19 protein-coding genes, 1 tRNA gene and 2 pseudogenes are annotated in these 18,117 nt (G+C 64.9%); 9 read left to right on the forward strand and 13 right to left on the reverse strand.

Going from position 1 to position 18,117, the window contains the following annotated elements; translation table 11 throughout:
• The 4 genes and pseudogenes from C446_RS16580 to C446_RS16595 all read right to left on the reverse strand — a co-directional run.
• Nucleotides 1-509: pseudogene (locus tag C446_RS16580) on the reverse strand (minichromosome maintenance protein MCM); the annotation flags it as partial.
• A gap of 279 nt (nt 510-788) precedes the next feature.
• Complete coding sequence (locus tag C446_RS16585) at nt 789-1,331, reverse strand: hypothetical protein (RefSeq protein ID WP_006674283.1); 543 nt, start codon at nt 1,329-1,331, stop codon at nt 789-791.
• 265 nt (nt 1,332-1,596) lie between these two features.
• A tRNA-Thr gene (locus tag C446_RS16590) sits at nt 1,597-1,670 on the reverse strand.
• Between the two features lie 22 nt (nt 1,671-1,692).
• Nucleotides 1,693-2,205 carry a GNAT family N-acetyltransferase gene (locus tag C446_RS16595; RefSeq protein ID WP_006674284.1) on the reverse strand — a complete coding sequence of 171 codons (513 nt, stop codon included), beginning with the start codon at nt 2,203-2,205 and terminating at the stop codon, nt 1,693-1,695.
• A 742-nt stretch (nt 2,206-2,947) separates the two neighbouring features.
• Here C446_RS16595 and C446_RS16600 point away from each other — a divergent pair.
• Together C446_RS16600 and C446_RS16605 are read left to right on the forward strand one after the other, a co-directional pair.
• Entirely contained in the window at nt 2,948-3,193 is a 246-nt protein-coding gene (locus C446_RS16600) for an AbrB/MazE/SpoVT family DNA-binding domain-containing protein (RefSeq protein ID WP_049920317.1), read from the forward strand.
• Nucleotides 3,190-3,572 (forward strand): annotated as a pseudogene (locus C446_RS16605) (PIN domain-containing protein). The gene C446_RS16600 and the pseudogene C446_RS16605 overlap by 4 nt, the downstream one beginning before the upstream one ends.
• A 23-nt stretch (nt 3,573-3,595) precedes the next feature.
• Here C446_RS16605 and C446_RS16610 read toward each other — a convergent pair.
• Nucleotides 3,596-3,922, reverse strand: coding sequence for a chorismate mutase (locus C446_RS16610; RefSeq protein WP_006674287.1), 327 nt, complete (start codon nt 3,920-3,922; stop codon nt 3,596-3,598).
• Nucleotides 3,919-4,815, reverse strand: a complete 897-nt coding sequence (locus C446_RS16615) for a shikimate kinase (protein WP_006674288.1) — start codon at nt 4,813-4,815, stop codon at nt 3,919-3,921. The genes C446_RS16610 and C446_RS16615 overlap by 4 nt, the downstream gene beginning before the upstream one ends.
• Before the next feature lie 145 nt (nt 4,816-4,960).
• Between C446_RS16615 and C446_RS16620 the strand changes: the two genes are divergently transcribed.
• Nucleotides 4,961-5,482 (forward strand): DUF5796 family protein, encoded by a 522-nt coding sequence (locus C446_RS16620; protein WP_006674289.1) that lies wholly within the window; start codon nt 4,961-4,963, stop codon nt 5,480-5,482.
• 2 nt (nt 5,483-5,484) lie between these two features.
• Complete coding sequence (locus tag C446_RS16625; RefSeq protein ID WP_049920319.1) at nt 5,485-5,730, forward strand: DUF7508 domain-containing protein; 246 nt, start codon at nt 5,485-5,487, stop codon at nt 5,728-5,730.
• 54 nt (nt 5,731-5,784) lie between these two features.
• Here the strand turns inward: C446_RS16625 and C446_RS20330 are convergent, their stop codons facing one another.
• Complete coding sequence (locus C446_RS20330) at nt 5,785-5,919, reverse strand: DUF7128 family protein (protein ID WP_006674291.1); 135 nt, start codon at nt 5,917-5,919, stop codon at nt 5,785-5,787.
• Between the two features lie 125 nt (nt 5,920-6,044).
• On the opposite strand from C446_RS20330, the gene C446_RS16635 reads away from it, so the two are divergent.
• Nucleotides 6,045-8,336 (forward strand): AAA family ATPase, encoded by a 2,292-nt coding sequence (locus tag C446_RS16635; RefSeq protein ID WP_006674292.1) that lies wholly within the window; start codon nt 6,045-6,047, stop codon nt 8,334-8,336.
• 174 nt (nt 8,337-8,510) lie between these two features.
• On the opposite strand, the gene C446_RS16640 is transcribed toward C446_RS16635, so the two are convergent.
• The 5 genes from C446_RS16640 to C446_RS16660 all read right to left on the reverse strand — a co-directional run bounded on the left by C446_RS16640 (nt 8,511) and on the right by C446_RS16660 (nt 15,600).
• Nucleotides 8,511-9,200, reverse strand: a complete 690-nt coding sequence (locus C446_RS16640; RefSeq protein WP_006674293.1) for a protein sorting system archaetidylserine decarboxylase — start codon at nt 9,198-9,200, stop codon at nt 8,511-8,513.
• An 84-nt stretch (nt 9,201-9,284) separates the two neighbouring features.
• The gene (locus C446_RS16645; RefSeq protein ID WP_006674294.1) at nt 9,285-9,677 is read right to left on the reverse strand and encodes a response regulator; all 393 of its coding nucleotides are present in this window, start codon (nt 9,675-9,677) and stop codon (nt 9,285-9,287) included.
• A 129-nt stretch (nt 9,678-9,806) separates the two neighbouring features.
• Nucleotides 9,807-11,894, reverse strand: coding sequence for a PAS domain-containing sensor histidine kinase (locus C446_RS16650; RefSeq protein WP_006674295.1), 2,088 nt, complete (start codon nt 11,892-11,894; stop codon nt 9,807-9,809).
• 155 nt (nt 11,895-12,049) lie between these two features.
• Entirely contained in the window at nt 12,050-14,899 is a 2,850-nt protein-coding gene (locus C446_RS16655) for a DEAD/DEAH box helicase (RefSeq protein ID WP_006674296.1), read from the reverse strand.
• Between the two features lie 107 nt (nt 14,900-15,006).
• Complete coding sequence (locus C446_RS16660) at nt 15,007-15,600, reverse strand: hypothetical protein (protein ID WP_006674297.1); 594 nt, start codon at nt 15,598-15,600, stop codon at nt 15,007-15,009.
• A gap of 267 nt (nt 15,601-15,867) precedes the next feature.
• Between C446_RS16660 and C446_RS16665 the strand changes: the two genes are divergently transcribed.
• Both C446_RS16665 and C446_RS16670 read left to right on the forward strand, forming a co-directional pair.
• Complete coding sequence (locus tag C446_RS16665) at nt 15,868-16,908, forward strand: hypothetical protein (protein WP_006674298.1); 1,041 nt, start codon at nt 15,868-15,870, stop codon at nt 16,906-16,908.
• A gap of 95 nt (nt 16,909-17,003) precedes the next feature.
• On the forward strand, nt 17,004-17,237 hold the full coding sequence (locus C446_RS16670) for a hypothetical protein (RefSeq protein WP_006674299.1): 234 nt from the start codon (nt 17,004-17,006) through the stop codon (nt 17,235-17,237).
• A gap of 24 nt (nt 17,238-17,261) precedes the next feature.
• Here the strand turns inward: C446_RS16670 and C446_RS19170 are convergent, their stop codons facing one another.
• Nucleotides 17,262-17,405 carry a hypothetical protein gene (locus C446_RS19170; RefSeq protein WP_160162984.1) on the reverse strand — a complete coding sequence of 48 codons (144 nt, stop codon included), beginning with the start codon at nt 17,403-17,405 and terminating at the stop codon, nt 17,262-17,264.
• A gap of 118 nt (nt 17,406-17,523) precedes the next feature.
• Between C446_RS19170 and C446_RS19425 the strand changes: the two genes are divergently transcribed.
• Complete coding sequence (locus tag C446_RS19425) at nt 17,524-17,688, forward strand: hypothetical protein (protein ID WP_169331375.1); 165 nt, start codon at nt 17,524-17,526, stop codon at nt 17,686-17,688.
• A 54-nt stretch (nt 17,689-17,742) separates the two neighbouring features.
• Entirely contained in the window at nt 17,743-18,114 is a 372-nt protein-coding gene (locus tag C446_RS16675; protein ID WP_006674300.1) for a hypothetical protein, read from the forward strand.
• Nucleotides 18,115-18,117: the final 3 nt, after the last annotated feature.

The following is an 18,117-nucleotide window of genomic DNA, read 5'->3' on the forward strand; positions in this document are numbered from 1 at the left end:
CCCTGCCGCTCGCAACCCTTGCACTCGTGCGGCTCGTCGAACCCGTTCGCGGCCGGGACGCGGTTGATCGTCCCGCACAGCTGGCACTCGTAGGCGATCTCGGTCGGGATCGGGGCGACCTTCGTCTTCTTCGCGATCTGGCCCTGAAGGGCGATCAGGTTGCCATCTTTCCGGGACGGGGAGAGCTCCCCGATGTTGTAGCTCTCCGCGTCGGGGAGGTTCGTGAACCGGACGTGTGCGTTCTCGAGGCTGATGTCGATCGGGAGATAGTACTGCCGGAGCGCTTCCTCGAAGTACCGCTGCATCTGCTCGGGATTCTCGAGGATGTCTTCGGCGAGCGTGTTGATGTCGCGCTCGCGGTCGTTGTACTGGTAGATGTCGTCCCAGTCGACATACAACGACCGTTGCTCGTTTGGATACTTCTGGGCAAGCTGCTTGATCTCCTTGTCGTAGTACCGACGAAGGAACTTGCCGATCGAGTCGACGAGTTCGGCGGTACTGGCGCTCATCAGGACCACCCCGACCGAGCGGCTGTTTCCGTGACCGGTGTAAGATTCTTACAACACCAATCTTGCAGTGTTTCGGCAGCGACAGCCGAGCGAGACGAGCGATTGACGAACGCACTCCACGCTAATCGTACAATTGCTTTCATTATCTTCTGTTTCGTTATTTTGTTGAGTCCGTGTGTGGTTGGAGTCAGTACAACCGAGCTTTCACACACGGCCGTCGTGGAGGGGGCTTCCCCGCAACCCGGTGTTGTAAGAATCTTACACCCGATCGGCCGGTGTTCATCGTGACCCCTTCTGTTCGTAGGTTGGACAGCGGATGTCGTAGCCAGCGATCGTCGACGGGAGGTCGCCTACCTCGAGGTCGAGGATCAGCCGCGACTTCTTCGGCGACGAGCGGTCCTCCTTGCGGTACTCGAGGACATCGTCGTCGCCAACAAGCTCGACTGCGCGGTCGAACGTGGGGTAGATCGTCGGCCGGCTGACATCACCGCCGAGGCACTTCATCGCCTCACGGGCGGTCATCGTTGCGTGCTCCTCCTGGCCAGCCTGGCCGTTCGTGACCGCTTCGTTGTTGAGTGTCTGGATCAACCGAACGGCACGCTTGGTCGGCGTGTCGGCGGCGTTCCGGTGAACCTCCTGCATGAGGCGATCGCGGTCCTCGAGCGACTCGACGGTCTGCTTGAGTTCGCGGATGCGCTGGTCCTTCTCGGTGAGTTCCTCCTCGAGCTCGTCGACGCGATCGCCGAGGTGATCGATCAGGAACCGGGCATCGTCAATGGACGCCTCGAGGTCTTTCACCTTCCCCTCGAGGTCTTCAGACATGGTTGACCACCACGTAGCCGCCGGTGCAGCCGTCGCAGACGACGAGATACCCGTGTTTAGGATGGCGGACCACGAGATCGGCATCCTCGGTGCACCCGGGCGCTCCGCATGTCGGTCCGGACTTGGTTGTCACGGAGCTCACGCTGAACACCCCTGTTGACCGCTGGTAGAATAAGCTTTGAACGTGAGGTTCGGTGAACTACCACCGTCTGAATTGATGGCTATTCGGATACCTGCTGGTAGAGGCTTTGAACCTAAGGATTTAAGCCAGGGGTGGGATTTGAACCCACGAAGTCTCGATTACAAGTCGAGTGCATGAACCGCCCATGCTCCCCTGGCACGCGAACCAGGCAGGCGGTAGTTAGCCGTCCTCCTTTGAATGTGTGTCGTTTTCCGACCGGTCCTCGAGCGGCCGGCGCATCGTCACGCGGAACGGATTGTAGCCACGTTCCCGGTAGAACCTGCGTGCAGCGTCGTTTGCGGCCATCACTTCGAGCATCAGCACGTCGATGCCCCGCTCGGCGAGCGTTCGCTCCGCGGCCTCGAGCAACGCCGTGCCGACCCCCCGATCGCGACGTGCGGGGTCGACGTAGAGGTTCGACAGCGTTCCGCGAGTGGTATCGAGCTCGAGGGCACCGCGTTCGATCGAAAACGAGGCGAACCCGACCAGATCACCGTCGACGCGGGCGACGAGCAGCCCGCCACCGGCACAGTGGGCCGCGAGCGTCTCCCGCATCGCGTCGCGGTTTGGCTCGGGCAACACCGCGGAGTCGTGGCTGCGCTGGTCGCGTGCGAGCCGCACCCACAGCTCCGTGATCGCGTCGATTTCGTCGGTCGTCGCAGGCTCGATGTCGATCGTCGGTGTCTCGGTCATCGTAGTCGAACGGCAAGGAGGGCGGACCCAGGAGCGGGCCTCGATTCACTCGCTGGCAGCGGTGCTGTCGTCCTCAAGGAGGAGTACCGACGACGCCCGTCGTGGGGACCCGACCACCCGGGCTCGCCTCGAGGGCGCTCTGTGTCGGGGCGACCGAGACGAGGCCGGCTCGAGCGCGTCGCCGGACCGGCAGCGAGGTCGCCGCTCTCGTTCGAGCCGGTGACGGTGGGCCGGACGCCAGTATCGATCCCGTCGATGTCCAGTGCCTCGAGAGCGTCGGGCATTGTGATCTGAATCCACCGTCGCACCGATAGCTCTTTTCATCGGATCGGGCGTGTTCGGTGGCCTCGGCGCTTTCGGATCGGGAGTACGTGTTCCGCGAGGGAACGTCCGTGCACAGCAGTAGAAACGACCGAAAGAGGGAGAGCGCGTCGGTGAAGTGGTCAGTCCTCGTTCGAGATATTTTGGATGACACAGACGCACACTGCTCCCGCTATCGTCGAAAAAGAGCCACGACCACAAAACATGTCTTCGGTGGCGGTTTTGGAACGCTGCGAGGGTGGTCCTCGGTCTCGAACACCGGAGACGAACGACATCGATCGTGTGAGTGTTACCTGTTCTCTCGCTGTTTGATCTTGTTCAGTAGACGATATCCAATATGCGGACAGATGAAAAGTGATGTCTTACCATCAATTCCTTACTGGTGGTAAGATTCTCTGTCTATGGTACCGTAGCCGTATCTGTGTCAGCAGAAACGGACGGGCAGGGGCGGTTGTACATTCCCAAAGACGTACGAGAAAAATACGGCGAGAAGTATCACATCGTCACGTACGAGGACAGAATCGAACTCGTTCCGGTTGCGGACGACCACTTCGCTGCAGTCCGTGAAGCGGCAGGCGAGTTACGTGATGCGTCTGTCGACGATATTGGGGCGGACATCGAAGCAGAAGCGAAAGCTGCGGCCCGTGAGAACGGAGACGATAGATGACGGTCTACGTCGAAACCGACTTTTTACTCGCGCTCGCCAGAGATTCGGACTGGTTGCAACAATCAGCAGAAAAAGCACTCGACGAATACGACGTAGAAACGTCGGTCTTCTCCTATCTCGAACTCCTTCTCGCCCGAGAACGGTACGAGCTTGAGTATGTCCCACTCGTGGCAAATCTGCTCGAACTCGTCCCTGTCCGAGACGAGGAAGAACGACAAATCGTTCTGAAGGCGGTGAACTACTACGACGAGGGAATGACGGTGTTCGATGCGTTCCACGCCGCGACTGCAGAAACACGGACACTAAACGTGCTCTCATCGGAGAAAGATACGAGGACATCGAGGTGAAACGAGTTCCGCTAGAACCGGCCGATGAATGACGTAGCAATACCGCTGCCGCGTGCTACCGGTTCTCGCGCTGCTCTACCTTGTTCAGTTCGATCAGCAGCCGAAAGATCGCCTTCACGAGGTTCGCGTCCACGTCGAACCGCTGTGCGTTTTCCCCTGCCCGGTCCATCACCTGCTGTTCTTGTTCCTCGTCGGTCGTCGGCAACCCCTTCTCGTCTTTGACCTGTGCGATCGTGTCTGCGACGTAGGTCCGTTGGGCGATCAGCTCGACGATCTCGCGGTCGATGGTCTCGATCTCCTCGCGGAGTTCGTCGAGACTCATCTCTTCGGGCGTTCGCCGTGCTGTTTCGTCGTTCTCGTCCGCAGTAGCATCTCGAGTCATGGGTGATCGTTCGTCGGTCGCGTACGCGTTCCGTCCGTCCGCGTCGCCAGTAACCGTGTCGTTCCGTCGCGCTCGTTCCACCTGTCCCGGACCGCCTCGAGCGTCGGTCGCTCGCCGAGGGCGACGTAACTCGGTCCCGTGCCGGACAGCGAGACGCCAGCGACGTCCGGCAGGGCATCGACCAGCGGTCCGGTCGGGAACTCGAGTGCACCACAGAACGCGAAGCCGTTGGCGGTCATCGCCTCGCCGTAGCGGCCCTCGAGTGCGAGTTCCGCGACGAGTTCGGCCATCGGCGCGATTCGTTCGCAGGCGTCGGTGTCGGCGTCCGCGCTGAACGACTGCTCCGGTGGCGTGTACACCAGCGCGTCCCAGTCGGGGTCGAGCTCGTCTCGAGCGAGCAGTTCGTCGGTCGCGTTGTCCGTGACGGTGACGCCTCCGAGCATACTGGCGCTGGCGTCGTCGAACGCGCCTGTCACGGTAACTCCCGCGTCGCGGGCGGCCCGGACACCGAGTCGACAGGCGTCGATCCGTTCGACGGAGTCGGCGACGCCGAGCGCATCGAGCGTCGCGAGCACCGTCGCGTTGGCCGCGGCGCTCGAACTCTTGAGCCCGGACGCCATCGGGACCTCGCTTTCCGTGCGGACGCGAGCGCCGACGTCGGCGTCGGAAAGGCCTGCCTGGGTCCCGAACTCGTCGACCGTCAGCGCAACGCAACGTTCGATGAGCGTGGCGTCTGCCTCGGGCCGGCCGTCGATCTCGCCGACGATATCACCGTCGTCGATGAGTTCGACCGTCGCTGTCGTCTCGAGGTCGATCGCGAACGCGGAACCGACTCCGGTCGCGAGCGCGTTGAGTACCGTCCCAGCTGCAGGCGCAACGGCGCGGCCGTCCATATCCGTACACTGGTGGACGGATACTTACGGCTGACGATCCGAGTGAGCACTGCACACGGTGGTTCGACCGCACGTTCCGAGAACCACGACAGCGAGGCGGGCGAGAACGTACCCCTTTTCCCCGCTGCAGCCGAATCCTCGTGCAATGACCACGCCCACGCGCAGCAACGTCGCTCCGAGCACGATCGGCGTCGACTTCGTCGACGGCGGCGTCGTCGTCCAGTATCTCGACGATCGCGAGGTGTTCTACCACGGGCCGCCGAAACCCGTCGAGAGTGCGATCACTACGCCGCCGGGGAAAGACGTGCACGTCCTCGTGACCGACCCCGACGGCATCGAGGGCGTTATGACCTACGTCAACGATCGTGACACCCACGACGAAATCCTCGAGACGACCGGCGTCGGCCGGGTCATGCTCGAGAGCGACGACGAGGAGGTCCTGTTTCCGGGAGTGACGGTGTCGACCGAAGCGTACTCGATCCGCGTCGAGGCGGATCTCTCGGCGGTCGACGGCCGGGTCTTCGTCTTCGCGGAGGACGAGTTGAGCGAGCACGCCTACGAGATCGTCGGCGAAGAGTACGATGGCGCAAGCGGAGACCGAACGGACGAGGAGGCCGCCGAGCGGACGGAAGACACCGACGACGGAGACGACGCTTCGGAGGAGTGAACGTGCCCCTGCAAAAACCCTGGAACGACCTCGACCGCGAGACCGTCTCGAGTGCACCCGATCGGCCCGGCGTCTACGAGCTCGGGGACGCCGACGGGACCGTCCACTCGGTCGATCACGGCGTGTTGCGGGACGAGCTCAAGACCGCGCTGGCCTACGGCGACGCCGAACGGGTCCGCTGGAGCGAAGCCCACACGCTCGAGCGCGCCCGCGAACTCGCCGAAGAGCACCGTGACCGTCTCGAGTGAGTTGGTTTCGGGCTCTCGAGGGGTGTCTTCGCCGGCCGCTACCGACTGTCCTGGTCACTGGATGTAGGACGGGTCCGTATCGTCACAGTGTCTCTCGTGTTCCGACGCGTCGGACTGCTCGTCGAAGAGCAGCCCGCAGTTTTCGCATTCGTACCACGTCGCGTCGTCCCGCTCGGTCTGGACGACCATACCTGGGCCACCACACGGATACGCAAAGGCGTTTCTCCGGATCGAGATCGATCCGGACTCGACCCTGAACGCGAGCGCGAACGGCAGGGCAATCCTCAAGGCAGCCCGGACGGAACGTACGCCCCATGAGTGGGTCGGACCCGGACCCGGAGCCGAGTGCGAACGCGAGCGACGATGGTGTGCAGCTGACGGTACGGGCCGCCGAGAAACGGGACGCCGGCCGCGGCGTTGCGCGGATTCCCGAGTTCGCGCGGCGACAACTGGGCGTCTTGAGCGGTGACACGGTCGTTATCGGCGGCAAGTCCCGAACCGTCGCGAAGATGTGGCCGGCCGATCCGTCGGTTCCCGAAAACGTCGTCCAGATCGACGGCGATACCCGTGCGAACGCGGGCGTCCACGTCGGCGATACGGTCACCGTCCGTGCGAAAGACAAGTCGGCGATCCGCGAGGCCGACCGCGTGACACTCGTCGCGCCGCCGTCGGTGTCCGACGGCCAACGGCAGGTCGCCGAGCGCAAGGCGACCAAGAAGCTTCGAAATCGGCCGGTCCGGGCCGGCGAACAGATCCGCGTCGAGGGGTTCGGCCAGGAGCCGTTCACCGTCGCCGACACGGACCCGGACGGCGACGTGCGTATCTCGAGTACGACGACGATCCGGATCGTCGACGCGGACGGGAGTTCGTCACAATCGAAACGGAAACCGGGGACTTCGGCGTCGGAAACCGGGTCCGGGGGCCGATCCCCGACCTCCTCGGAAGCAGGCACCGACGACGCCGGCCTCGAGACCGAACTCGAGGGCACCGAGAGCGGCGACACCGCCGGCGGATCGGGACCGAGCTCCGGCGTCACCTACGAGGACATCGGCGGTTTAGACGAGGAACTCGAGTTGGTTCGGGAGATGATCGAGCTTCCCTTGTCGGAGCCGGAGCTGTTCCAGCGACTCGGCGTCGAGCCGCCGTCGGGGGTTTTGCTGTACGGACCGCCGGGCACTGGGAAGACGTTGATCGCCCGTGCGGTCGCCAACGAGGTCGACGCTCACTTCGAGACGATCTCCGGCCCGGAGATCATGTCGAAGTACAAGGGCGAAAGCGAGGAGCAACTGCGCCGGACGTTCGAACGGGCCCGTGAGGAAGCGCCGACGATCGTCTTCTTCGACGAAATCGACTCCATTGCGGGTGCACGAGACGACGAAGGCGACGCCGAGAACCGGATCGTCGGCCAGTTGCTGACGCTGATGGACGGCCTCGACGCCCGTGGCGAAGTGATCGTCATCGGTGCGACAAACCGGGTCGACACGATCGATCCCGCGCTCCGGCGGGGCGGTCGTTTCGACCGCGAGATTCAGATCGGCGTCCCCGACGAGAAAGGGCGCAAGGAAATCCTCGAGGTCCACACCCGCGGGATGCCCCTGGCCGACGACGTCAGCGTCGACGCGATCGCCCGCCGCACGCACGGGTTCGTCGGCGCGGACCTCGATGCGGTCGCCAGCGAAGCCGCGATGGCGGCGATCCGCGGTCGGCCGACCGACGCCGACGGTCGCACCGAGTGGAACCGCGACCCGGTCGTCGAGAAGCACCACTTCGATCAGGCGCTCGCGTCGGTCGAACCCTCCGCGATGCGGGAGTACGTCGCCGAGTCGCCCGACACCGACTTCACGGACGTGGGCGGCCTCGAGGATGCGAAAGGAACTCTGCGGGAGTCCGTCGAGTGGCCCCTGACGTACGACCGACTCTTCGAGGAGACGAACACCGATCCTCCGTCGGGAGTTCTGCTGTACGGGCCGCCGGGAACGGGGAAAACGCTTCTCGCACGCGCGCTTGCAGGGGAGACCGACGTCAACTTCGTCCGCGTCGACGGGCCGGAGATCGTCGACCGCTACGTCGGCGAGAGCGAGAAAGCGATCCGCGAGGTGTTCGAGCGGGCTCGCCAGGCCGCGCCGTCGATCGTCTTCTTCGACGAGATCGACGCCATCACGGCCGCCCGAGGCGAGGGCCACGAGGTCACCGAGCGGGTGGTCTCACAACTGCTGACGGAACTGGACGGAATGCGGGAGAATCCAAACCTCGTCGTGTTGGCCGCGACGAACCGCAAGGACCAGATCGATCCCGCACTCCTCCGGCCAGGGCGGCTCGATACACACGTTCTCGTCGGCGAACCCGGTCGCGAGGCCCGCGAGAAAATCCTCGAGGTCCACACGCGCGGGAAGCCACTGGGAGAAGACGTCGACCTTCGGGACCTCGCCGCCGAACTCGAGGGATATACGGGTGCTGATCTCGAGGCGCTGGTCCGGGACGCATCGATGAAGGCGATCCGGGAGGTCGCAACGGCGTACGATCCCGACGAGGCCAACGACCGGGCCGACGAGGTCGTCATCGAGCGCCGGCATCTCGAGGAGGCGCGAGAGGCTGTCGACCTCTAAGCTACGTTCGAGCGCCGACACGTTTGCGTTCCCGGTCGTGCTCGTGCTACCCCGGACACCCAGGACAGATATTTTATATTGACCTGTCGGGCTGTCTGGCCGGGGAACACCGACGGGTTGGCTGTCGACCGGACCGACTGCTCTGTCGCAACCGCTTCACTCGCATCGGAGCGGTCACTCACGCACCGGGTGTGAGTCGAAAACTACCGTCTCGCCGGCGGTCACCGAATCGCCGGGTTCGACCGCGATATCGTCGGGATCGACCGACGGCGGAAAGACCAGATCGACCCGGCTCCCGAAGGCGATGTGACCGAGTCGATCGCCTCGCTCGAGGTCGTCGCCGGGTTCGACGTAGGGGAAGATACGCCGGGCGAAGGCACCGGCCACGAGGGTGACGGTGGCGTCGGAGTCCCGTTCGGGCTGTGGGTCCTGCGTCTCGTCTCTCTCGGCAGCCTGGAGTGGATCGATCGACGACACCGCCGACGAGTCGGTCTCGAGACGGAGGTGAACGCGTTCGTTCCGATCGGACTCCTTGGAGAACGCGGGACGGTTCGCGCCGGAGACGTGCTCGAGGCCGTCGACTGTGGCCGAAAACGGCGAGCGAACGACGTGGACGTGCCAGACGTTCATGAAGACGCCGAGACGAACGCGGTCACCTTCGGTCCGGAGCACCGAGACCGTCCCGTCGGCCGGCGAGACGACGCCGGTCGGCGGTGGCGTACGGTCGGGATCGCGGAAAAAAGCGAGCGTTCCGACGCCGACGGCCAGCGCGAGTAGGCTGGCAGCGACGCTGTACAGGAGTGCAAACGGGGCGGCGAGCAGCGGGATGATCGCGTACTTCCAGCCGCCCGGCGCGACGTTCATGTGGGAGACGACGAGGGCGATTCGTATGGTCGTTACGGACCCGTTCCCCCGACCACCGTCGTCACCGGTTTCTGTCCGTGACTGTCACTGTGCGGCCTTGATCGCCAGCCGAATCCGGTTCGCGAAGACGTTCATGTCCCCCGTCGCGTGATTGCTCTTGCTGACGAACGCGGAGACGCCCGCCTCGAGAGCTTCCTCGACCAGTGGCTCGAGCGGGTTCCCGGTAAAGAGAATAAACGGGACGTTGGCCTCGTCGGCCGCCTCTTCGAGGGACGCGGCGAGTTCGATTCCGCTCTCGTTGAGCAGCTCGTAACTCGAGATAACACAGTCGAACGTCGACGCGTCGAAGACGGCGCGGGCCTCGTCGGCCGTCGCGACGGCCTCGACCTCGAACCCGTGTTCCGACTCCAGCGTGTGGCTGACGTGCTGGGTCATGAAGTGACTGTCTTCGACGAAGAGGACGGAGTACGATGGCATTGCAAAGATAACTCTGCCGATATCTCATAAATCGTATGGCGGATCGGTTTTCGGTCCGACGGCACGCCAGCGGACGACGTACCAGTCGTTCCGTGTGTGATGACGAAGCCGGCGGCCGACTTCGACTGATCACTCCGCCCGTTGACATCCTGACTCGAGTTGCTCCGACTCGGTCGCTGGCAGCGTCACGGTAAACGCCGTCCACTCGCCGGGGTCCGAGTCGACGGCGATATCGCCGCCGTGACGACGAGCGATGCGCCGACAGATCGCGAGCCCGATTCCGACCCCGTCCGGGTCGACGTCGTGGCCGCGTTGAAACATCTGGAACAGTCGCTCCTGGGTATCCAGGTCGATCCCGAGCCCGTCGTCGCGGACGGTGATCGCCCAGCGGTCGGCCTCACGGTCGGCCGTCACCTCGATCGAGGGAGGGTCGTCACCACTGTACTTGATCGCGTTGCTCACTAGATTCTGGAACAGTTGCCGGAGTTGTCCGGCGTCGCCCTCGACGACCGGCAGGTCCCCGACGACGACCCTGGCGTTGCTGTCCTCGATCGAGACCTGGAGATCGGTCGTCACGTCTTCGAGGACGGCCCCGAGATCGACTGGTTCGAACGGCTGGCCCTGCGTGTCGATTCGCGAGTACGCGAGCAACCCGTCGATCATCTGTCGCAGACGCCGGGCTCCGTCGACGGCGTACTCGATGAACTCCCGGCCGTCCTCGTCGAGATCGTCACCGTACCGGTTCTCGACGAGTTGCAGGTAACTCGAGATCATCCGCAGCGGTTCCTGCAGGTCGTGAGACACCGCGTACGCGAACTGTTCGAGGCGTTCGTTCGACGCCTCGAGTTCGTCGACGGTCTCGCTGAGTCGCCGCTCGTACTCCTGGCGTTGGATGCCGGTCGCCAGGATAGACGAGACGCTCTCGAGAAAGTCCAGGTCGTGATCCTGGAACTTGCGGGGCTCGGTAGCGTAGGTTTCGAGGACGCCCCACGGGTCGGACGAGGGACCGATCGCGACGGCGACGGCCTCGTGAATCGACACACCGTCCGCTGTCGCGACCCCCTCCTCGAAGTCGTCGACCACGGCGTCGGTTGCCTCGAGTGCATCCGACACGAGCGAGGATCGGATGTCGCCCGCGTCAGTGTCGTCGCCCGTCCGGCCGTCCGACCCGTCGACCGATGCGGTACCGAACACCGTCTCGCAACCGATGCTCGCTCGCGTGTCGATCCGCCGGCCTCCGCCCGCGTCCCTTTCGGAGACGCGTTCCGAGACCGCACAACAGTCTACGTCCAGCCCCGCCGCGACGAGCGCCGTCGTCTTCTCGAGGAGGTCGTCGGCGTCGGTGGAATCTAGCGCGTGCTCGCCGAGATAGGCTACCGACTGGAGTTGAGCGACGTTCTCCGTGAGCGTCCGTTCGGCTTCCTTACGTGGCGTGATATCCCGGAAGAGGCCGACGAAGTACCGGTCGCCGTCGTGGACGAAGTCGTTGAGCGACACGCCCAGCGGAACCTCGTGACCGTCGCTGTGTTGGCCCGGTAACTCGACGTAGGTCCAGTTGAGGTTCCGGTCGCCCGTCTCGAGGTACCGCTGCAGGGCGTCGAGGTGGGCCTGTCGCAGCCGCGGCGGAATGATCCGAACTTTGCTCGAGCCGACGAGCTCTTCGGGTTGGTGACCGAGGATACGCTCGACGGCGGGATTGGCGTACCGAACGTCGCTGTCCGTATCGAGCACGATGATCCCGTCGGGCAACGCGTCGGCCAGCGCGCGGAACGTCCGTCCGTACGAGAGGTCGGCGTCGGCCGCCGCGTTCGCTTCGGCGTCCGACTTGTGATCGAGGAGGCCACCGACCCATGGATCGCCGTCGCCGCGACGGAACACCTCGAGGTGGACGTCGCAGGCGACCGTCGTCCCCGCCACCGTGTGCACCGAGAGCGGTCGCGACGTGGGCGGGTTACAGTCGTCGTGCTCGAGCAGCGCCGACAGCGCGAGGTCACCCTCCGCGACGATCGAATCGATCGGCTCCCCGACGAGAGTGGATCGGTCGTCTCCAATCAGGGACGCGAAGGCGTCGTTGACACCCAGAATCGTCCCGTCCGGGTCGACGCGGAACCCGGCGATGTCAGCCGCCGAGAGCAAGCCCCCGAGTCGGGAGAGGCGATCCAGCTCGGCTCGGTCGCTCGCCGAATCCGTTCGTCTCGAGGGAGGTCCGGAACCCATTCGGGCGCTGTTGGGAGTCGACGGGGGAAAAGAACAGGTGTGATATAGCGGGGTATGTGATCCGTCTCCCGTGTCTTCGAGAGGACCGATCCGAAGCGGGTCGATCGTGGCCAAAGAAAGGTGGTCCTCGCGTTCGAAGCCGGGGGCCAGCGGTTTCAGTCCCAGAACGACTGGGTCCGCGCGTACTCCCGTTCTTTCGAGAGGATGTCCCGGTAGAACGCCGACTCGTCCTCGCGGAGTTTGTTGATGATCCGCGCGGCGTTGTGCGGCCCGACGCCGCGGGCGGCCATCGCGATCACTGCCTGCTTGCCGTGGCTCTGGACCAGACTCGCGGCCCGGTAGGCACGTTCGGTCATCTCCTCCTGTTCCTCGTCTTTTTCCGCCGCCCGAACCGCCTGGACGACCTCGTCGGCCCACGGGTTCAGGGATGCGATGCGAGTCGACCCACACTCGGGACACTCCGGCTGGTCACGGACGCGTTTGACCTTCGTCTTCACCTTCCAGTCTTTGCAGTGGGTACACAGGAGGATGACCCGGTCGCTTCGAATCCGTTCCCGGACCGTTTCGATGACGCTCGCGTCGGCGTTTTCGGGCGCGAGCAGCTCTTTGCCGCCCGAAGAGCGGCCGCCCTGACCGACCGGGGTCCGACCGCGATGGGTCACGAGATCGATCTCGCCGGACTGAATCCCCGACAGCACCGCGCTCGCACGCTCGGCGTCCAGGTCCTCGTGGAACACCTCGCGGATCGCCTCGTCGTACATCGGGGTGTCCTCGAGCGCCGCCAGTAGCCGTTCGTTGGAGAGCCGACCCGATCCCTGGCCCTGGCCCTGCCAGCGTTTGAGCGCACCGAACTTCGCAGAGACCTGCGCGAGCCGAAAGGCCAGCGCGTCCGAGTTCTTCAGCCCGAGTTCGACGATCGTCTCGACGTGATCGGGATCGGTCTCTTCCAGAATCTCCACCACGTCGCTGGTCGCAACCGAGGTGGGAACCTCGAGTTCGATCCGGTACGGGTCCGTCTCGAGGCCGACCGACGACCCCGACTGCTGGCCCAGCAGCGACGAGAGGACACGGCCCAGCGTCTCGTTTGCCGTGTGGCCGTACGGGGCATTTACGACGATCGTCCGCCCCTGGCGCTCGAGGACGATCCGCTCTGCCGTCGGCATCGGTGACCCGCTTTCGACCTGTCGCTCGAGTTGCTCGCAGGCCTCGGCGAGCGTGTACTCGTCGGCCGGATACCGACCCGACAGTTCGCGACCCACGGCGGCCGCGTCCGCACCGACTTCGAACTGCGGCCGTGTGACCTCGCGGATCTCGCCGACTTCGCCCGCGACGGGGGCGGGAACCGGAATCTCCTGGCCGATCCAGGAGGGGACTTCTCCCGCAGGGTCTTCGATCGGACTGACCTTCACCCGCCCTTCCTCGTCGTCGATCTCGCTGATCCGCCACATCTCGCCGCGCTGGACGAAGATTTCGCCCGGCTCTGCGAAGTTGACCACGAACCGCTCGTCCAAGGTACCGATCTGTCCCCCGGAGGCGATGTCGTGAACGTCGTAGGTCTCCTCGTCCGGGATCATCGAGAGGTTCGCGTAGACGTACTGCCAGGTGCCACCGGTCGTCTCGATGCGGTCCTCGCCCTCGTCGAACCAGACGATCCGGTTGCGGTCGAGTTCGGAGACGACCTCGCGGAACGTCTCCGCCCGGAGGTCACGGAACGGGTACGCCCGGGAGACGGTATCGTAGGCCTCTCGAACGTGCGTATCCCCGCGGCTCTGGACGATACCCGGCACCTGATTGGCGACCACGTCGAGGCTGCCCTCGTGAATCGCCGCCGGCTCGACCTCGCCTTCGCGGGCACGGCGCGCGATCGACAGCGCCTCGAAGGTGTCGTCCGGTCGGGTCGTGACGACGGTCCCGCTCGAGACCTCGTCCTGACGGTGGCCGGCACGTCCGATCCGCTGGAGGAGCCGCGTGACCTGCCGTGGGCTCTTGTACTGGATCACGTGATCGACGCTCCCGACGTCGATTCCCAGCTCCATCGAGGACGTACACAGCAACCCGTCCAGGGCCCCCGATTTGAATCTGTCTTCCACGTCGATGCGGGCCTCCTTCGAGAGCGACCCGTGGTGGACGCCGATCGGCAGGTCGAGTTCTTTAAATCGCGAGCCGAGCGCCTCCGCTGTCTGACGTGTGTTGACGAAGATCAGCGTCGATTCGTGGTCCGCGACCAGGTCCCGGATCAGCCGGACGTGGCTCGCCGTGTCGGGCTCGGTCATCAACTTCCCGGCGAGTTCCTCGTCCTCGTCGGTGATTTCGGGTTTGCGAACTGTCACGTCGACGTTGCTCCCGACGTCGATCTCCCTGATCTCGCATGGTCGACCGCCGGTGAGAAAGCCAGCCACGTCTTCGGGATCGCCGACCGTCGCCGAGAGCCCGATACGTTGCATCTCGCCTGCGAGATTCCGCAGGCGCTCGAGCCCGATCGCCAACTGCGCGCCGCGTTTCGAGGCCGCGAGTTCGTGGACTTCGTCGATCACGACGTGGGAAACGTCTTGCAGCCCCTCGCGTAGCCGTTCGCCCGTCAGCATCGCCTGCAGCGTTTCGGGGGTCGTGATGAGGACGTCCGGCGGGTCCTCGGCCTGCTTGCTCCGCTGGTAGTCGGTCGTATCGCCGTGGCGGACATCGACCTCGAGATCGAGGTACTCGCCCCACCACTCGAGACGCTCGAGCATGTCGCGGTTCAGGGCCCGCAGCGGCGTGATGTAGAGCGCCCCGAACCCGTCCGGTCGGCCCCCGTCTTCGGCGACGAGATGGTCGAAGACGGGGAGCATGGCGGTTTCGGTCTTGCCGCTCCCGGTGGGCGCGATCACGAGCGTGTTCTGTCCAGCGGCAAGCGGCGGGATCGCTAGCCGCTGTGGTGCCGTCGGCGTCGAGAAGCCGCGTTCGGAGAGCGCCCCGCGAACCGTCGCTCCGAGATGGGTAAAGGCCGCGACGTCCCCGTCAGTCATCGATTTCGGCTAGGGACGAGCGGCGCATAAGGGCCACGCTCTCTGAACCGTTCGGAGTCGGCCCGATACGCGGGAGAGGTATCGGGGGTGTGTACGAGCGTTGCCGATTACGTCTCGTCACCGTCGTTGTCGTCGTTGTCGTCGTCGTCATCGTCGTCGTCGTCGTTGGCCGTCCCCGACTCCGTCTCGTCGTCGGCCCCTTCTTCGTCGCGGATTTCGTCCTCGAGTTCCTCGCCGACCGCCATCTCTCCGGGATCGGGTACCCCTTCGTCTGCACGCTCGGCGATCTCCTCCGCCGATCGCGCCTCGTCCGTCAGATCGACGTTCGTCTCCGCATCCTCGATCACCTCGCTGACCGCTTCGGTCGTTTCGCTCCCGGTTTCGACTTCGTCTCCGTCTCTGTCTTCGTCTTCGCCCCCGCCGTCTCCGCTCCGGCCACCGATCGGAATCGGCTGGAAGTCGCTGGGAACCGCGTCGGTCGTTCGCTCACGGACCGACTCCGTCGAGGGGGCTCGTTCCTCCAGCGTTTCGACCGTCGGTATCCCCACCTTTTCGGTCCAGCCGTAGCGTCGAACGAGATACAGGACCGCGAGGACGACGCCCGCGAGGACGGCCAGCTTTCCGATGGGGCCCGTTCGCGACGTCGAGCCTGCGTCGGTCGTCTCCCGGTTTCGCTTCCGTCTCGTGGATCGAATGTGCATCGGGCCCCGTACACCCTCGAGCGGGAAGTCGGTTCGCGTGGGTACGCAAGCGCTGTCTCGTACTCCCGTCGGTTCGGGGAGGTATGGGGCCCTTACCCCGAGTTACGGAGGTCATATATACAACCGGATACGTCCGATGGTCGACTGTATGACAGGTACGAACCGACGACTGTCACGATTGCCGAACGATCAGCGGCCCCTCGCCAGGACCGCGACGCCGTTCGGCGAGGTCTCGCGATCGGCCGTCTGCTCGGAGGTGAGCCGAACGTGAGTTCGTCCGGCCGCTCGCGACCGGCCGTCGAGACGCTGTGTCTGATCGGACTAATCGCGGTCGTCTTCGCCGGCGTCGTCGCGGCCGGGGCCGCGGCGAACGCATCTGCGACTGGCGGTACTGCTGGGTCGGGGATCGCGACGGAATCGGTCGATCCGATCGACTCGAGCAGCGACGGACCGTCGCCGGTCGGCGCGACGATCCCGGCTCGAGCCGAACGTGGGGTCAGCGAAGAGGAGTACGTCCAGGAGGTTCCCGGAGAAGACGACCCGTTTTTCGAAGCCGCAGCCGACGACGGCAGCTGGATCAGCTACGTGAACCCCCGTGACGCGTACCGTACGCCGTATCTCGGCGACGGCTCCGGAAAGCTCTGTGTCACGCTGTTGAACGAGAACGGCGACCCCGTCGTCGGCGAGAGCGTCCCGAACACGACGGTGACGGTCCCGACCGGCGACGAACTCGAGTGGCACACCGACGCAGACCCCTTCGTCGTCGAGTATCCAGTGACTGAACACTACGACCGGCCGCTCGACGCCGACCAGTTCGGCACGACCGACGACCTGCCCCAGGGCGACGGCTACCTCGATTCCCACTGCCTCGAGTGGCACGGGCTCCCCGAGGACGAGACGGTCGATTACGGCGAGGCCCAGATCGCAGGCGACGACGCAGACGACGTCGAACTCGTCGGCTACGTCCAGCAGGCCCACGATAGCTGGGACTCCGATGTCGACCCACTCGAGGCTGCAGTCCCCTACGAATCGGCGGGCGGCTGGACCTACCACGAGGACGGATCGCACGGCCAGGCGGTCGTGGTGTTGCAACTCGACGGTGACGGCGACGCCGGCTCGGGTGGTGACTCTGACTCTGACTCTGACTCTGACTCTGACTCCGACTCCGGACCAACCAGCCAGAATGGAGCCGACTCGAGTGACGATGCGGACCGTGACGACACCGACAGTACGCCCGGGTTCGGTCCGATCGTCGCGTTCGTTGGACTGGCCGTGGCCGTCCTCGGACGGCGGCTACGAGCGGGCTGACCGACGTGACCTCGAGTTGCGGGCCGACCGCCGTGCCGTTCTCCGACCAGCCCGGACCAATTAGATTTTGATCGTCGCCGTGAGATATCCGCCGAATGCCTCCCACAGATTCCGACGGGGACGACCCCCGCGTCCCGATCGTCTGTCCCGAGTGCGAGACGACCTCCCGCGTCCCGCTCTCGGACCTGGCCGAGTCGATCGAGCGACACAACGACCAACTGCACGACGGCGAGGACATCGCAGAGGTCGACCCCGACATCGCCGACAGCATCGCCGACCTGATCGCGACCGATCTCGGGTTGCTCGAGGAGTCGGACCGACCGGACTGAGCCCGAAGCCGAACGAAACGGTCGCTACTCCCGGCGCAGGACGGACGCGAGCCGCGAGAACAGCGCCCGAACCCGTCCGCCGTCCTCTCGGTTCCGGTCGCGGCCGGTGACGACCCCGTCCTCGTCCGGCTTGTCCTCCATTCTGACATCGGGGCGTTTCGGGTCCATACACTCGCTTCCTCGAGCAGGCTGGACAAGCGTGTGCTTGCAGACGCGTGCGGGGACCGTCGGGTCGGTCGCTACACCACGGGGACATATTTATCGGCTCGCGACCGTACCGCCTGATATGGCCCGTTCGACCCACCGCTGTGTCTGCGGTGCCGTCCTCCAGTTCAGGCAAGACATGGAGAAAGAGCGGGGGACGGTCTCCCCGACGTGGAAGTGCAAGGACTGTGGCACGCCGGTCCCCGGAACCGTTGCGGAGAAGATCAGCCACCAACACCCTAGCTGAAGACGGCCGCGCCGATCCCGACCCTTCTTGACTGGCCGTCGCCAACGAAGGCGTATGAACCCGGACGCGAACGATCACGACTCGGACGCTCCCGTCGATTCGGGAGCCGACGCGTCGGACCCCACGGGAACCGCCACCCCGACCGGCTTCCTGAGCTTCGAGGAGGACACGCCGGGCCCCGACTGGTTCGAGCCCGACGACGAGGAGATTCTCGCGGTGCTCCGGGAGAACCACAACTTCGCCCCGAGTCACGTCGACGAACACGGCGTCCGTCGGGGTCGCGACGCCGCCCACCGCTGTCGCGTACTGGCTGACCACGGCCTCCTGACGAAACTGATGGATGGCATGTACGAGATCACTGACCTGGGCGAACGGCTGCTCGAGGGCGAGATTTCGCCAGAGGAGTTGCCCGAGGAAGCCGAGTGAACG

Origin of the sequence: Halobiforma nitratireducens JCM 10879 (genome assembly GCF_000337895.1) — an archaeon.
GTDB classification, from domain to species: Archaea; Halobacteriota; Halobacteria; order Halobacteriales; family Natrialbaceae; genus Natronobacterium; species Natronobacterium nitratireducens.

What these genes read in the sequence shown, in the direction of transcription:
- C446_RS16585 (WP_006674283.1), bottom strand. Translation starts at nt 1,331, where the DNA reads ATGTCTGAAGACCTCGAGGGGAAGGTGAAAGACCTCGAGGCGTCCATT.
- C446_RS16595 (WP_006674284.1), bottom strand. Translation starts at nt 2,205, where the DNA reads ATGACCGAGACACCGACGATCGACATCGAGCCTGCGACGACCGACGAA.
- C446_RS16610 (WP_006674287.1), bottom strand. Translation starts at nt 3,922, where the DNA reads ATGACTCGAGATGCTACTGCGGACGAGAACGACGAAACAGCACGGCGA.
- C446_RS16615 (WP_006674288.1), bottom strand. Translation starts at nt 4,815, where the DNA reads ATGGACGGCCGCGCCGTTGCGCCTGCAGCTGGGACGGTACTCAACGCG.
- C446_RS16620 (WP_006674289.1), top strand. Translation starts at nt 4,961, where the DNA reads ATGACCACGCCCACGCGCAGCAACGTCGCTCCGAGCACGATCGGCGTC.
- C446_RS20330 (WP_006674291.1), bottom strand. Translation starts at nt 5,919, where the DNA reads ATGGTCGTCCAGACCGAGCGGGACGACGCGACGTGGTACGAATGCGAA.
- C446_RS16635 (WP_006674292.1), top strand. Translation starts at nt 6,045, where the DNA reads ATGAGTGGGTCGGACCCGGACCCGGAGCCGAGTGCGAACGCGAGCGAC.
- C446_RS16640 (WP_006674293.1), bottom strand. Translation starts at nt 9,200, where the DNA reads ATGAACGTCGCGCCGGGCGGCTGGAAGTACGCGATCATCCCGCTGCTC.
- C446_RS16645 (WP_006674294.1), bottom strand. Translation starts at nt 9,677, where the DNA reads ATGCCATCGTACTCCGTCCTCTTCGTCGAAGACAGTCACTTCATGACC.
- C446_RS16650 (WP_006674295.1), bottom strand. Translation starts at nt 11,894, where the DNA reads ATGGGTTCCGGACCTCCCTCGAGACGAACGGATTCGGCGAGCGACCGA.
- C446_RS16655 (WP_006674296.1), bottom strand. Translation starts at nt 14,899, where the DNA reads ATGACTGACGGGGACGTCGCGGCCTTTACCCATCTCGGAGCGACGGTT.
- C446_RS16660 (WP_006674297.1), bottom strand. Translation starts at nt 15,600, where the DNA reads ATGCACATTCGATCCACGAGACGGAAGCGAAACCGGGAGACGACCGAC.
- C446_RS16670 (WP_006674299.1), top strand. Translation starts at nt 17,004, where the DNA reads ATGCCTCCCACAGATTCCGACGGGGACGACCCCCGCGTCCCGATCGTC.
- C446_RS19170 (WP_160162984.1), bottom strand. Translation starts at nt 17,405, where the DNA reads ATGGACCCGAAACGCCCCGATGTCAGAATGGAGGACAAGCCGGACGAG.
- C446_RS19425 (WP_169331375.1), top strand. Translation starts at nt 17,524, where the DNA reads ATGGCCCGTTCGACCCACCGCTGTGTCTGCGGTGCCGTCCTCCAGTTC.
- C446_RS16675 (WP_006674300.1), top strand. Translation starts at nt 17,743, where the DNA reads ATGAACCCGGACGCGAACGATCACGACTCGGACGCTCCCGTCGATTCG.